The organism is Stieleria maiorica (assembly GCF_008035925.1).
Classification (GTDB): Bacteria; Planctomycetota; Planctomycetia; order Pirellulales; family Pirellulaceae; genus Stieleria; species Stieleria maiorica.
The window spans coordinates 9,165,203-9,180,454 of the sequence record NZ_CP036264.1; the positions used below are offsets into that span (position 1 = coordinate 9,165,203).

At 52.4% G+C, this 15,252-nt stretch carries 9 protein-coding genes; 8 read left to right on the top strand and 1 reads right to left on the bottom strand.

Features of this window, described 5'->3' with window-relative positions; genetic code table 11:
* Positions 1-24 precede the first annotated feature (24 nt).
* The 4 genes from Mal15_RS31385 to Mal15_RS31400 are packed head-to-tail and all read left to right on the top strand — an operon-like array spanning position 25 to position 9,602.
* A complete protein-coding gene (locus tag Mal15_RS31385) occupies positions 25-1,842 on the top strand; it encodes a hypothetical protein (protein ID WP_147871342.1) in 1,818 nt (605 codons plus the stop codon).
* On the top strand, positions 1,839-3,383 hold the full coding sequence (locus tag Mal15_RS31390) for a hypothetical protein (protein ID WP_147871343.1): 1,545 nt from the start codon (positions 1,839-1,841) through the stop codon (positions 3,381-3,383). Before Mal15_RS31385 ends, Mal15_RS31390 begins: the two co-directional genes overlap by 4 nt.
* Positions 3,380-8,680: an FtsK/SpoIIIE domain-containing protein gene (locus tag Mal15_RS31395; protein ID WP_199773769.1), complete on the top strand. Its 5,301-nt coding sequence runs from the start codon at positions 3,380-3,382 to the stop codon at positions 8,678-8,680. Before Mal15_RS31390 ends, Mal15_RS31395 begins: the two co-directional genes overlap by 4 nt.
* Positions 8,681-8,690: 10 nt before the next feature.
* Positions 8,691-9,602 (top strand): restriction endonuclease, encoded by a 912-nt coding sequence (locus Mal15_RS31400; RefSeq protein ID WP_147871344.1) that lies wholly within the window; start codon positions 8,691-8,693, stop codon positions 9,600-9,602.
* A gap of 987 nt (positions 9,603-10,589) precedes the next feature.
* On the opposite strand, the gene Mal15_RS31405 is transcribed toward Mal15_RS31400, so the two are convergent.
* Positions 10,590-11,231, bottom strand: a complete 642-nt coding sequence (locus Mal15_RS31405; RefSeq protein WP_147871345.1) for a hypothetical protein — start codon at positions 11,229-11,231, stop codon at positions 10,590-10,592.
* A 22-nt stretch (positions 11,232-11,253) separates the two neighbouring features.
* Between Mal15_RS31405 and Mal15_RS31410 the strand changes: the two genes are divergently transcribed.
* From Mal15_RS31410 to Mal15_RS31425, 4 genes are all read left to right on the top strand, one after another.
* Positions 11,254-11,439 carry a hypothetical protein gene (locus Mal15_RS31410; RefSeq protein ID WP_147871346.1) on the top strand — a complete coding sequence of 62 codons (186 nt, stop codon included), beginning with the start codon at positions 11,254-11,256 and terminating at the stop codon, positions 11,437-11,439.
* A 250-nt stretch (positions 11,440-11,689) separates the two neighbouring features.
* Positions 11,690-12,220, top strand: coding sequence for a sigma-70 family RNA polymerase sigma factor (locus Mal15_RS31415; protein WP_147871347.1), 531 nt, complete (start codon positions 11,690-11,692; stop codon positions 12,218-12,220).
* On the top strand, positions 12,214-13,752 hold the full coding sequence (locus Mal15_RS31420; RefSeq protein ID WP_147871348.1) for a LamG-like jellyroll fold domain-containing protein: 1,539 nt from the start codon (positions 12,214-12,216) through the stop codon (positions 13,750-13,752). The genes Mal15_RS31415 and Mal15_RS31420 overlap by 7 nt, the downstream gene beginning before the upstream one ends.
* Positions 13,749-15,248, top strand: coding sequence for a sulfatase family protein (locus Mal15_RS31425; RefSeq protein WP_147871349.1), 1,500 nt, complete (start codon positions 13,749-13,751; stop codon positions 15,246-15,248). The genes Mal15_RS31420 and Mal15_RS31425 overlap by 4 nt, the downstream gene beginning before the upstream one ends.
* The last annotated feature ends 4 nt before the right edge of the window (positions 15,249-15,252 follow it).

Genomic DNA, 15,252 nt, shown 5'->3' on the forward strand with positions numbered 1-15,252 from the left:
GGCCCCAGTGCGCGAAACGACAACATGTACGACGAGCATATCCGCGCATCGGCAGCTCGCAGCAACCTCGATCCATTGCTGTTCAAGCATCCAATTGAAGACGAACTACTGCCGCTCTTCTCTCAGGATGCTGAATCGCCGACCTCGGTAATTCTCACGGGCACCGCCGGTGACGGGAAGACCCACCTTTGCCGTCAAATTTGGATTCAGCTTGGTGGTGACCCTGAAGCTTGGGAATCGGACGACGTCTACTTTCACGTCAATGCGAGCATTGCCGGGAGGGAAACGACCGTTCACATTGTCCGTGACCTGACTGGACTTCCCGAAACAGGGAAGACCGGCGCCTTCCTGACGAAAACAGATCTTTTAGAGTTCTTTGCGCACACCATTTTTGATTTATCATCAAGCAGCGTTTTTCTGATTGCTGCTAACGATGGTCAGCTTGTCGATACGTGGGCACGACTGAACCAAACAAATGACCGAATCGATGAGACGGGCAGGTTGCTCGAAGAACTGCTCTTCAATGACCGGCGTGAAGAAGAAGGCAGTCGGCTTAAGCTCTTTAACCTCAGCCGCATTTCGTCAGCTGAGTTGTTTGATCGGGCCGCTGAGGCGTTTGTAAGACACGAAGGTTGGCAGCACTGTATCGACGAGGAAGGAGCAGATGACCAGCTGTTTGGGAGTCTCTGCCCCATTCGTCGCAATTATGAATTACTGAAGTCCGACCAAGTGCGCGGGCGACTGCGAGCGTTGCTGGAGCTTTGCGACCACAATGACACGCATCTTTCCATTCGTCGAGTTTTGATGCTGCTTGCTAATTCCGTGCTCGGCTTCTCGGGAAATGAAGCAGGTGGAATTAAGGTTCCTGATCGACTGATGCGTGCTGTGGACGTACCACGCATCATTGCATCGCAACAGGTTGCTAAGGCAAGTATCTACAACAACATATTTGGAGGCAATCTAACGGAGCACCGTCGCAACTCGCACGATATCTATGAACAACTTGGGCGGTTCCGAATCGGGCATGAAACATCAAACAGAATCGACAATTTGCTTATCTATGGTGATTCGGACACCGGACTACGAGAGCACTTTGATCGCTTCTTGACTGACGACACGTTCTACGGCGCCAACGAAGCCTACCGAGCGTTGCAGACGGCGTATATCGAAGGTGCTGAAGAGGGCGGTGAGGAGACCGAGCAGTTCCTAGAGGTCTTGGTTTCACAGCGTCGGGGTCTATTCTTCAAAATTCCGGAATCAATCGAACGCGAGTTATCACCCTGGGATCTAACAGTATTCACATTCGCAGGCGAGTATTTGGAGCGGGTGCTACAGCGAATTCGCCGCGGCAAGAAGATTGAAAAGCGAGTCATCGCACGCTTAGTCCAAGGTCTGAACCGCATCTTTATTGGTATGCTTGTCTCGTCCGATGAGGAACTGTGGCTAACCACTGGTTTGTCAGGGTCGAACGCGAAGGTCAGTGTCGTACTGGAAGACCGTGTTTCCGTTGCACGCGATTCCCACCGGTTTGTTAATATCGCAAATGACATCTCAGGTTCTCCTGTCCTGCGAGTTTCTTTTAGCGAGAGTAACATCATCGAATTGAGGTTGACTCTTACTCGATTCGAGTTTCTGAGCCGCGTAGCGGAAGGAGTTCTTCCCGGCAGCTTTTCCAAGGAGTGTCACGAAGACATGCTCGCTTTCAAGTCCCGTCTGCTCTCAGCAGCTAACTCGAGAAAAGACGCCTCTGAGGACGATGAAGAGTCGCAAACTGAGTTTAGGTTCGTCGAATTGGACGAGATGGGGTACCCACGCCCGAAGACGGTGGAGCTAGATCTATGAATGAGCTACAGGAAGAAATCAAGAAAGCGTTCCAAGATCATTCATTGGAATACTGGGTTGAAGAGCAAATTTGGGGGCATCGCATCTGGGACAACCAGACGCCTTGGTTGATGTTCCTGGAACTGCTAGGTATCGCCGATTATGCCCATAGCACGGGCAAGTTGCTGGATGAAAGTGGAAAGTTTTACCCTCTTATTTTCCATCCGCAAAGACGCATGATGCTTCGCAACGTGCTCTACAACAATCAAATCATGCCTTACCTATTGGACAAGTTCCCAGATGATAACAGAGCATGGAAAGAGTGGCAGCAGTGGATGAACGACAACGCGAGAGGAATAGTTGAACGCGACTTTAGCTATATTCCCAAACGCTTTGGAAGCTTTGATGAGTTCACGAAGCTGGTTGCGATGCTGCGATCAGCGACTGTCGAGAGTGAATCGAACAGACGTTGGTCCTCACGTTTTCTCTTCCCATTTGGGCGAGAGTGCCTTTTCGAAGATGTGCGGGTAACTGCCGGGGGAACACCGTCACGTGAATACATTAATTTCGGCCGAACAGGCGAACTGCTCTACTTAATGCTTTGCCGATCGCAGTCATCCAAAAGCCTGACTCCTCATTTGGCGGGTGTGGTCACTAGCAAGAATCCATGGAATGCACTGGTCGGACAACTGCAACCTGGCAAACCCGACCAAACCGACGCCAAAGGAAAAAGCTTTCTCCCATACAAGAGCCACTCAACTTTTGATTTGCTGGGAGAAGATTGGCTCCACGTGTTTGATCTAAACCTTCCACGGTTTGATGCTTATCCACACATCACGCTGCTTGGTGCATTCCATGTCATGCTTTACCAACTGACGATTGCCAGGGAGGTAGCGGCGGCAAAGCGGCCAATCATCGTTTGTGAAATGGTTGCCCCCCAAAAAACCTTGGTTCGTGAACTGTCGATCCGAAGTTTTCAAGAGAACAGTCAATTATCTGAACTTGCCATTACCGCTTTTATCAATCGCATCGCAGCTTCGGACGAATGGAAGCAAGCATTGTCAGCAACTGATGCGTACCCGCAGTGCAAAGAGATACTGAATCGAAGGGTCGGCTGGCCGAGAGAGGAGACAAACTATGGTGGCAATCCTGACCCGGATGCACTGTTAAAGAATCTGCGTCAACGGGCGATGACGAAGCACCGGCAGCACGCAGGGAATGTTCACCGCACTTACGGTCGCGCCGTCGGACTTATCTCCAAACGGGGAACGAACAAGCTCCGATACGCACCAAACGATTCGCTGCTGAAGGCGTTAATCCTAGCTAATGTAAAAGACCGTATGGAGTTTAAAGCATTCCTCCGCTTGCTGTTCGATCGGTATGGAATCGTGCTTGGAGAACGCGAGGCCGAAACGGTCATGGACGACTCAGACTTTGACAAGAAGTCCTTTCAAGCCAATGCTACAAGACTAGAACAAAGACTTAGCAGCCTTGGCATGGTCAAGCGTTTGTCAGACGCCTGCGCATATGTCTTGAATCCATATTCCGAGGCGAGTCGATGAATCCGACTGAACTGATTGGCGAAGTATTCACTCGTTATCTGGCTTCATCCATCGACATAGAAGGCGATGAAGGTACCGCCCGGCTGATGATTGACCACCTCTCGGCGTGCCAAACCGTCGCTATCGCCAAGGCAATTCTCTTGCACGGCTCGCTCAGTGGCGTGGTTGACCTCAAGATCAACAAAGAGTTTGTTGGCGAATCTGATTTGCCCGAAAGGGTCTTAACCACAGACCCTGCTACCTACTTTCGAAATTGCAAATGCGATCGGCCAATTCTTCTTGTTGCTGCAACTGGGGACGATGAAGAACAATCGCTTAAAGAGTTTGTCCGCATTGGTGCCGACGAGCTGAAAGCAAGCCCCAAACTCTGGGTGGACGCAGCCAGCAGCGGGATCGCGCTGACGGACGATCACAAAACCTGGTGGGAGAAAGCACTTGCTGGACTGTGTGACTTGCGAGTTATAGCGCTCGAGCGATTGGCTGAATATGTCGTCAAAACGCGTGAGCTGATCGAGGATGAAGGCCTTCCTGTCGGGAAGGCGCTGGGGCAATCACTACCCGCCCTGCGATTTCCGATGGATTCGGGATTCTTCGATCGAATTGCTGATCGAACGCGAACACATAAATCAGCTTGGAATCGCGAATTCAAGCGAGTCTACGGCAAGAATGCATGCTTCCTCGAAAAACGCACGCCGTCGCAATTGATCCTAAGCGAAGACGATTTGAGAAAATCTTTCGATAAGGTGAAATCGGAGATCGGCGAACACTTGCACCCAACGATCGAGACATTCATTGACGCCCCAAGTGGCTGGAACGAGGCGGCATCTGCGCTCGCGCATTGTGAGTGGGAAGATGTTCGCTTGCTATTCGATGGTCTTCGACGCGTAAAGCTGAATTTGGGTGAAGAAACCCGACAGTTTTATGACGAATTGAACCCCGATTTGCTTAGTGAAACTGATAACGACTACTTGGACATCCTTGTTACGCGTAAGAAGCTTGGCGAAGCAACCGAGGAAGATCAGCAGTTTTATGAATCGCACCGAAACGAAATAAAAGAAGATCGCAAGCTTCGATCAGGATGGGACAAGTTCATCTATGGTCGCCCACGCGAATGCACCGATTTTGTTATTGGACTTGCTGCTTGTATTGAATCGCTATTCAATCAAGTCGACGAAGCGAAAAAGCGAACGTTGCTGATTCGCTGCGATAGCGCAAACAAGCGTGACTTGCGAAACTTGAACTATCACGCAGGCGAGTATTTTGCAACTCGTTACGCAGGCCTAAAATCATTGCTAGGCAACCGCGTAAAGTGGGAAGTGGGTAAGCTGTTCGACTTCCCGGAACTAGTAGAACAATGGCGAGAGAGCAAGAAAAAGTTAGACCGACTGAACACGTCGCAAGCTAAGAATGCTTTGCAACTCAAATTCTTCCTTGAAGTCGAGACGGAGGCGACCGAAGGAACTATTGACAAAACCTCGACCCAGCTTGTCTGGACCTACGATGTGAACGCTGTCACAAGTTCTTTTGTTGCGGATTGGAGACGATTGGTAAAGCATCCTCTGGTTCGCTGCCGAACAGGCCTAGATCCGATTAGCTCCAAAGGAATTTATCAAACAGTCAGTCTGTCAGACGTACAAACTTTTCAGCCGTCGTATGATCGAACAAAGGGTTCGTTTGTCGCGACCTACAAGAAAGATCGCGACATCCAGATTGAGTGGCAAGGGAATTTGGCAATTGCGCAAGGAGATGGCTTCATTTCGGAGGCCGTCGCTTCCGACTTAAAGTCGAAATTTGACGACTTCGCAGCTGACTATTCCGAAGCAATTGAGCACTTCCCTGACGTTGGTGTTACCAGTGAGTCGCTGACGAAGCAGCTTAAGTCCTACACAGATTTGCTTTCCGCCATCTGCACCAACGCGAAAGGGGATCGAAATCGACAACTGCTACTTCGCCCACTTCTTCAGATAGGCGCTGTCGAGATTGATTCTGATGTGACCACAGTCATCGTAGCACCTTGGCATCCGTTGCGAATGGCTGCAATAGCGAAGAAAGCTCAGCTCGTCGCAGATATAATCAAGCGTCTGCTGACAGAAAAGCAGGTCGAATTTGGTGATCAAAGACTGTACTTCAAGGAGATGGTTAGAGAGCTTGAGCATCCCTTCTATCCTGAAGTCGTCGTCGGCTGGACCGAATCCGAGGCTCACATTTTGTCGGTCACCGACGCTGTTGGTGACTACAGCCTCCACGAACCACCCGTTCTGCAGAAAAAGCGAATCGCGGCAACTAACGAAAATCCCGGTCCTGCCGCCGCGCGAGTGATGGAACTGCTGAGGCAGTACGTCAGGTTGCACCCACACGAACGTGCCAACTTATCGTTGGTTTTGTTCAACAGTGATTCGTCGCGTTTGCCGCAGGCTGTCGTGGACAAGATCGCTGCGCTTCACGAAGACGACGAGGAAGTTCATTGTCAAATCATTTTACGGCACACAAACCCCAATCGGCTGAGGCATCTTTATCAAGAGATTATCGAGTCGGCGGATGAGGATGTGGATTCGTACAGCCCTAGCGAGGCAACTCAAGATTTTCTTGCGAGGCTGCGTATTGGCATCCTGGTAGATCAAGCCGCACCGCCTGACCCAAAAGACGGCCCGCCGCACGACATCTCTTTCTCGCAGGACGTGATTGCTCGACATGCCGAATTGGAATGGTGCTCTGAGGATTTCGCACCGATAGAATTGGAGCATTTCATTCCACCGCGTTGGTCTAGGCGAAGACCGGCTGCCAAAGACGATTTGAAGTCGATCGTCTATCTTTGTTGCCCTGTTCAAAGTAAAGAGACGTGGGCATACCTAACCGCAGTGACAACATTCAGAAAGGGTGGCGGTGACTGGGATGGCAATCCTGAGAAGCGATTGCTACCTGTTCGCCAACTTGACTTCAGCAACAACGAAACTCGTCAGATTTTTGAAGAGACACACAACCTTGCGAACTGGGTTGTAAACTACGACGAACTGCTCGATAGACGACAGCTGCAAAATCAAAGCGTTCGCATCATTCGTTACAAACAGTCGGCAACTCAAGGACGTAATCTTATTATCTCGTCGACTGCCAGCTCTGGCATGTTGCGAACAATGCTCATCAATCGGCTGAGGCGGCTCAACCTCGATTTGACCGATGCCGAGTATCAGAAGCTTGCAGAGAAGTTGATTGAAGACGCAAATTCAATCTCGGGCGACTTAGCTTTGCGTGCTGCCAAACGGGGGCGTAGTGCCTATGAGTTGATGGGCGTGGTCTTGAGCCGGTACTTAATCCGGCATGAATTCACTGGCGACCGTTACTTCGGTTGGTACTTCTTGGATGACTACGCGGAATGGCTGGGACAGAAAGAAGAGCAGATCGCTGATTTGATGGTTGTGAGCCCCGAGCAAACTGAAAATGGATTACTTTTGTCGATAATCGTCTCCGAATCGAAATACATCGACGAAGCGAACTTAGCGCCTAAGAAGAAGGAAAGTCAGAAACAACTGCGTGATACGGTACGTCGAGTTCACGAAGCGTTGTTCGGAAATCCAGATCGGCTTGACCGTGAATTGTGGCTAGCTCGTCTATCTGATCTGGTTCTTGATGGTGTCCTCTTCTCCGCGGGCCAGTCGCCTAAGGTTAGCGATTGGCGTCGCAACATCCGAGGCGGCAGCTGCAAGATCATGCTGCGCGGATATTCGCACGTCTTCGTACATTCACAGGATTCTTCCGATACAAACACCTTTCCATTGGATCAAGTCGAGAATTGTCACCAAGAAGTGTTCGCGCGAAAAGAGCTTCGCGAACTAATGTTAGCGTATTGGAAGGATGATGATCCTACCTCCGTTCGTAACCGTGAGTTTGATTTCCCGCCGTCAAATACTCCACATGAGTTTCTGCCGCCAACCGCCATACGGCGTTCAAGCGATATTGTGAAGCGATTTCCTAATTCGCCTGATCGTGCAGTCCCACCGACCGAGGCTGGCTCCCAGCAGAGTCACGCCAAAACCGATACGGAATCGCCGGAAATCGAAATTGATCCTTCTTCGGACAAGATAGAATCTATAAACCCGAGAGAATCTGGCCAAAACAGTGATCAAGCGGGGATTCTCACCAGCAAAGAAAGTGTCTGGGCTTTTGATGGATTGTCACGCGTAATTGAAGCACACGTGGAGACACGACTGGAATCTGAAGCAGACATCGAGTGGCTCAAAGAGGTTGTGAAGCGAACGAAAACTGGTCTGCAGCAGTACAATTTGCAAGCCAAATTGAAGAGCGAAACGATGACGCCAAACGCGGCATTGTTGAAGTTCGAGGGCAGCTCTCACCTCACAGTCGATCAGGTAGTCAAGCGTCAGTCTGAATTCCTGACCACACATGGACTTAACATTATCTCTGTTCAACCGGAACCAGGAATCGTGTCCATTGCTGTTGCTCGCCGGGAGCGTGAGGTCGTAAATCTCGCGGCGATCTGGAAGCGATGGAGTCCCGCGCGATCCGATGGCAACCAAAGCATAGCAATCGCCGTTCGCGAAAACGATGGATCTATACTTTACTTGGACCCTGGCCAGAAGCACGCTCCGCATACGCTGATAGCCGGCTCAACTGGCAGTGGAAAATCGGTACTAATGCAGAACATCTTGTTGGGCATTGCTGCAACTAATACCGTCAAGCAGGCCGAAATCGTGTTGATAGACCCCAAGCAAGGTGTGGACTACTTCCAGTTTGAGGACCTGCCGCATCTCGGCGGTGGCGTCATAACTGATGACCAGAAAGCCATTGAGCGTCTCCAAAGTCTTGTCGTCGAAATGGATGCCCGTTACTCGAGATTTAGACAAGCCCGCGCAAATAACATAACGTCATACAACAACAAGGTCGACACTGCTGACCGAATGCCAACTATTTGGCTGATTCATGACGAGTTCGCCGAGTGGATGATGGTGGAAGAGTACAAAGAAGCGGTCTCTACAACTGTGCAGCGTCTTGGTGTCAAAGCCCGAGCCGCGGGGATTCACCTAATCTTTGCTGCCCAGAGACCCGATGCCAACGTGATGCCCATGCAACTTCGATCAAATCTAGGAAACCGTCTCATCCTACGAGTCGATGGCGAGGGCACGTCCGAAATCGCCCTTGGAGAAAAAGGAGCAGAGAAACTTTTGGGCAAAGGCCACCTGTTAGCAAAACTCGAAGGTGAACCTGTTTGTGTTTATGCGCAGGTTCCACTCGCTTCGGGAGATTTTGTCGATGCGGCCATTCACGAGTTCTTATCTAACTAGTTCTATTGGCATGGCTGTTCCAGACTTTCAATCGATGTTCGTTCCGTTTCTTAGCGTACTCTCGGATGGGGAAGAGCATGCCATCAAGCAGGTCACCGAGGCGATTGCGGATGAGATGGATCTAACGCGGCAAGACCGAGAGGAGATGTTGTCTAGCGGTAGTCAACGACGCCTGGCCAATCGCGTCGGATGGGCACGGACCCACCTAAAGCACGCCAAGTTGATCGAGTATACGGGGCGCGGCGTGATGAAGATCACTCAACGTGGACTAGATTCACTGTCAAGCCATCCCAATGGCCTGACGCTTAAGGATCTTGATCAGTTTGCTGAACACTACGAGTGGCACCACAAAAAACGGCCATCATCTCCGGCATCCACTGACGGCGATCAACGCGGCAGCACGTCTACACCTGAAGAGCAAATCGCTAGTTTGACCACGGAATTAAACGCCAAACTTGCTGATGACATACTAGCGCAGGTTCGTGAAATGGACCCGTACAAGTTTGAGCAGTTGGTAATCGATTTGCTGTTTGCGATGGGCTACGGAGGTTCACGAGCGGAAGCAGCGAAGGTCACTAAGGCGTCAAATGATGAGGGCATAGATGGTATCATCAGCGAGGATCGTCTCGGTCTCGACATGATCTACGTCCAAGCCAAACGCTGGAAAGATAGTGTCGGACGAAAGGAGATTCAGGCGTTTGTCGGCGCGTTGGCCGGCAAGCAGGCGAGCAAAGGGGTGTTCATTACGACGAGCAGCTTTCGCAATACAGCGATCGAGTACGCGGAAGCGGTGACACAGAAGGTGGTTTTGATTGACGGTGAACGCTTGGGGGAGCTCATGATCGAGTACGACATAGGCGTGTCGCGAGACCAGGCTTTTGTGCTGAAGAAGATCGACTCGGACTACTTCGAAGATATGTAACAACCAGGACGCCTGCTGCCTCCCAATCCGAGGCGGAGGGTGAGTTGGGCCGGCACGGGCAGTTCGATCGTGGTTACACGCGATAGTCGCTTCGCGGATGTGTCGCCCCGAATCGTTCGTTGTTGGTTAGCGGGTTGGAACAGGAGCTTGCCAATCGCGGCTGTTGTTTTGGTTCCTACGAGTGACGTTTGAGCCGTTTTTGGTCGGAACGGCCTCTGGCTTCGTAAGCTGTTTTGGGGTCAGGGTTTAGGAAAGAGAGAACCCCGGAAGTGTCTCACGCTGGGGGTTACACTCGGGGAGGCGAGTGGGCGTCGCGATCGAACCGATCGGCGAAGACAAGGTTGGTCGCGTCGTTTTCGATGGCGTTGTCGCGGCTCAAGTCAACATCACCAAGACCTGGCATGGCTTTGCCGACGCATCACTGTCGCCGAGCTTCTATCTGGAATCCAAACCAGAGGGATCGGCCCAGATCCTTTGGCGACGAAATCCGACGGAAACCGGTTTGCAGTGGGCGGTCGTCCGGGTTGGTCATCCGACCGACATCACACATTTGGTCAAGGTTCCAGTCGGCGGCATCAGCGCCCGCCAGGGAACGACGACCGGCAGCGGGACATGTGATCTCCACCGACTAGACCAATCCGGCAATATCGAACCGGTGTTGGATGTCGACGGCGAACAGGTCCGCATCATTGCACGAAATCACTCGGCCCAGCGGATTCGCGGACCGATCGAAGGTTCCGGGGACCAGTATCTCTCGGTCACTTTTGACGGCAACCAGTCGTGGGTGCTTGACCCGCCCAAGCAAACGCTACTCTGTAAACCGACCCGGCGGATCAAGGCGAAATCCTGGGGCACGGCTCGCGAGCTGCGATTTGACGGGACACAGTGGCGGCCAGTAGGCGTCAAGGTTTCGGTCTACAACGTCTGCGATTACGCGCTGCTTGCGTCACAACAGATCGTTTGCCATTTTCACGAGGACACATCGGCCTACCTCACGATTGGGTGCCGTTGCTGCGATGGCAGTAGCTCAAGCTCCAGCAGTTCATCGTCAAGCAGCTCCTCGTCGAGTAGTTCATCATCCAGTGACTCGTCGTCCGGCAGTAGCTCTAGCAGCGCATCGTCCAGCCAAAGTTCATCGAGCAGCCTGGGATCATCCAGCTCGAGCAGTCTTTCGTCGAGTTCCAGTAGCTCGCTTTCCAGTTCTTCATCAAGCTCGCTTTCGTCGTCATCGAGCAGCTCTTCGTCATCATCAGGATCTAGCTCATCCAGCAGTTCCGTCAGTTCGTCGGAATCCAGCTCGAGTTCATCATCGAATTCATCCAGCTCATCTCCCAGCAGTTCCTCATCGTCCAGCTCGTCTTCATCCGAAAGCAACTCATCATCAAGTGGCTCAAGTTCGCCCAAAAGCAGCCAATCAAGTTCATCAAGCGGATCCTCGGACTCGTCAAGCCAGTCATCCAGTGATAGCTCAGCGTCATCCTCTGACTCGTCAGATTCATCGGATTCAAAGTCTGATTCTTCCGATGCATCAAGTTCCGATTCCTCATCCGGCGATTCGAGCGCCTCATCGGCAAGCAGCAGCGACTCCGAATCAAGCCAATCCGAAAGCGAATCAAGTCGGTCGGTCACACGAGCTCGCCTCAGCCAGATCATGAACCTCTGCAACCTTGCCCCCGATCTTCAAGAAGAGCTGCTCTTCCAAAAGCCCTATTTCAATGGCCGAGCGCCCATCACCGAGCGTCAAATTCGCCCGATCGCCGCCGAACCCAACTGGGAGAAGCAGCGGCGACGCTTCAAGAAGCTTACCGGTTCTGCCGGTCGCAGCGATCGCGATTAGCTTGAAGGTCCGATAATCTCTGCTATGTCGTGAAGAATTGCAGACTGTAGCGACCGTGCGTTCTGTCATTTCGGCCTGGAACTGGTTTGCTTCGGGGCCAATGAAGCGCATTGAATCTGGGTCGAGCGTTCTCGGCGCATCACGTGCTGCCCGACGGTAAGATCGGTGAATTCTAGAGAGATTCTTGTTAACGATATCTCTCCACGTTCGGCATACGGTAGACACACAGGTTTTCATGCCGGCCGTGCAAATGAACGAAGATCAAAAGATAGAACTATTCACTGAATTCTGGCTCAAAGCTGAGCCGGCGGTGTCGGCCTACGTATTTGCGTCGGTTTCCAGATTCCATGATGCCGAAGATGTTGTTCAGCGGATCGCCCAGGAGCTGGCCCGCCGGTTCGATGAGTACGACCCAAGTCGCCCATTCGTTGCATGGGCTTTGTGGATCGCCAAATCGCGAGTGATTGACTTTTACCGGGTCCAAGGTCGCGAGCGGGTTGTTTTCTCGGACGAATTACTCGGCAAACTCGCCGATACGATTGTCCAGCAGGCTGATGGTCGCAGCGGGCGGCGTGAGGCGCTCGAGGCCTGTCTCGATGAACTCCCGCCAAAGTCGCGCCGGCTACTCGATTTGAGGTATGTGGAGGAGCAATCCGCCGAAGAAGCCGCACGGGAATTCGACTCATCGGCAGCTTCGGTTCGGGTACTTCTGTCTCGCGTCCGGACCGTTCTCGCTAGTTGCATTGAGCGACGTCTCGCGATGGAGAATGTCCGATGTTGAAAGCAGACGAGTTAATCGACCGAATTCTCGAAGGAGACGCATCCGAAGAGGACGCCAAGGATTTTCAGGCATGGTTACAGGTTCCCGGAAACCTTGAACAGTTTTCTCTCCGTGCCGAGTTGCACGCGGATTTGCGGCGATCATTACGCCGCCGATACATTCAAAATCGCGCATTGGAATCAGACGCAGATGGCACCGTTACTGACTCTGCATCATCGCCAGTAAATCACCCCGCTACGGTCGTCCTCTCGCGTCAAGTACTACGGCTGACCGTGGCGGGGATTGCAACTGCCGCTTGCGTCTTCATCGCATTGCTGTGGTATCGACGCGACGGGTTACCGACTTCTGAGGATGCTTTTGCAGCGACCGTCGTGAGCAATGTAAACGGGGTGCTCACTGCAGAAGGTTCGCAATGGAATGAAAAGCTAATTCCAACAGGTGATTACGAATTGCAGCAAGGACTATTAAATCTGCAGTTTGGCGGTGGAGTGATGGTCTACGTCGAGGCTCCTGCCCGCTTCGCTGTGGTCAATCACAAGCGTGTGATTCTGCACGGCGGCCGGATGTCGGCCAAGGTTCCTCCCGAAGGGATCGGTTTCACCGTCGAAACGCCCGAAGCGGAAGTGGTTGACTTCGGAACGGAGTTCTCCGTTGATGTCGAAGGCGGGGCGAGCGAGGTCCACGTGTTCGATGGACTGGTGCGCGTTCATCCCGGAGCATCCAAACAACGTGATGTCTCAAGAACCATTGATCTACAAGCGTCTCAGGCTGTGCGGATTTCTAATGGATTCACGGAGCCCGAGGGCATCTCCGTTGCATTCGACAGGTTTGTTCGCAACTTTGACGAACCAAGGCTCAATTACGCTCGCGCGATCAAACAGTTATCGCCTTTGGTTTACTACCGAATGCCAATCCGCGACCGAGGCTTAGTTGCTCAGCCACCCCAATATTCTGGCGTCGTCCTTACTGGCGAAGGCAAGCGTCCGCCCCATGCGTGCGGTGTGTTTATTGGCGGTTCACTGAGGGTTGGAGTCGATTCTACTGGCCGTGGAGGACGCGTCGATTCGCCGCCGACTTTGAGTACGGGGAAATTCTCATTGACGGTGTTTGTCTATTTAGAAAATCCTGCGCGCCAAGCAGTGGTTGTCACGAACTTTGACGGGAAGCGTGGAAACTTTGGCTTGTCACTTAGTTCGCAGGGAATATTGGAGTTCACCCTTCGCAGCGATGTTGCTCGGAACACGGTACTGGGCACTTCCGTCTTGCCATTACAGACCTGGCGGCACGTGGCGGCGACTGCAGATGGCAATCATTTGCATCTTTACGAGGACGGGAAGCTCGTTGATTCCACGCCTTGTGTAGACATGGCAGTCAGCGACTCCGAAACGCTTTGGTTCGGCACCGATGCTAACTCAACCCGGGCGTGGAACGGACGGATCGATGAAGTCGCAATGTTCGACAGAGCGCTAACCGACGAAGAAGTTGCTGCACTGTACCTTACCGCTCAAGAGGAGATTGCCAGATCGCAATGAAACTCGAAATGAAAGAAACATTCTTTAGACGCTTGATCCAGTGTGGGTTCAGCCTGTTCGTCGTACTGCTGAATGTCTCGGCGACTACGATTTCTGCGGCCGAAAAGCCGAACATTGTGGTCATTCTCGCGGATGACTTAGGTTTCGGCAGTCTCAATAGTTACGGCGCGAGCGATTCTCACATACGGACGCCCAATATCGACCGACTTGCCCAAGAGGGGCGGCGATTCACCGACGCGAATACTCCGTCGTCCGTCTGCTCACCGACTCGTTATGGATTGCTGACCGGGCGATATGATTGGCGTACGAATCAGAAGCATGGCGTCATCAGCACGACCGACCCACTGCACATCGAAACGTCGCGCTCGACGATCGCATCGCTGCTGAAGTCGACGGGTTATCGTACGGCCGCAATCGGTAAGTGGCACCTTGGGTATGGCACCAAGAAGGCTGACTTCACGAAACCACTATCGCCCGGACCACTGGACCTCGGATTCGACTATCACTTTGCCGTGCCTCAGAACCACGGCGATGCTTCGGGTATTTACGTCCGAAATCAGCATGTCGTCGGCTTGCGTTCCGACCGCAGTATTTCGGTTGGTAAGTCACCCTATGGTCGAGACTTTATGGGGATCGATGCCCCGCAGCGCGTTGATGAACACGTGATGGATGAGCTGACGACGGAAGCCGTTGACTGGCTTGAGAATCAATCAGCCGAACAGCCTTTCTTTCTGTACTTTGCAACCGTCGCAATCCACTTTCCCTACACACCATCAGACAAGACCAAGGGCGACAGTGGGATCGGCCTTTATGGTGACTGGATTCATGAGTTGGATCTCTCCGTCGGTCGGATCTTAGACACGCTAGAACGAATGAATGTGACCGATGATACGCTCGTCATCTTCACCAGCGACAACGGTGGCGTATTGATGACGGAGGGACCACGACCCGAAGCGGAAGCGTATCGAGCTGGTTTTCGTTGCAACGGCGACTGGCGTGGACGTAAACACAGCATCTACGAAGGCGGTTTCCGAGTTCCATTTCTCGTACGCTGGCCCGGGCGCGTTCAGCCTGGAACGGTCTGCGACGAAACAATCAATCTCGTCGACACCTACGCAACGCTGGCCGCGTTGGTCGATCTTCCTATTCGAGCAGAGGAAGACCTGGCCGAGGACAGCTTCAATGTCCTGCCAGCGATTCTTGACTCTTCGTACGAAGAACCGTTACGGCCATCGATGCTCGTGCACAGCCCCAACGGCAACTTTGCGATTCGAAGCGGAGCATGGAAATACATCGAAGGCAAGCCGAGCCCAACACTAAAGCGGACTCCACAACGCGACGAACTTCACCCTCAGCTTTACAACCTGCGCGACGACCCAGGCGAAGAGAACAACCTCATTGATAAGCATCCCGACGTTGCAGAGCGATTGGCCGGATTGCTTGAGAAACATCGCGTTGACGGACGATCAACGATAAAGGAGCAGCAAGACAAGTGAATCG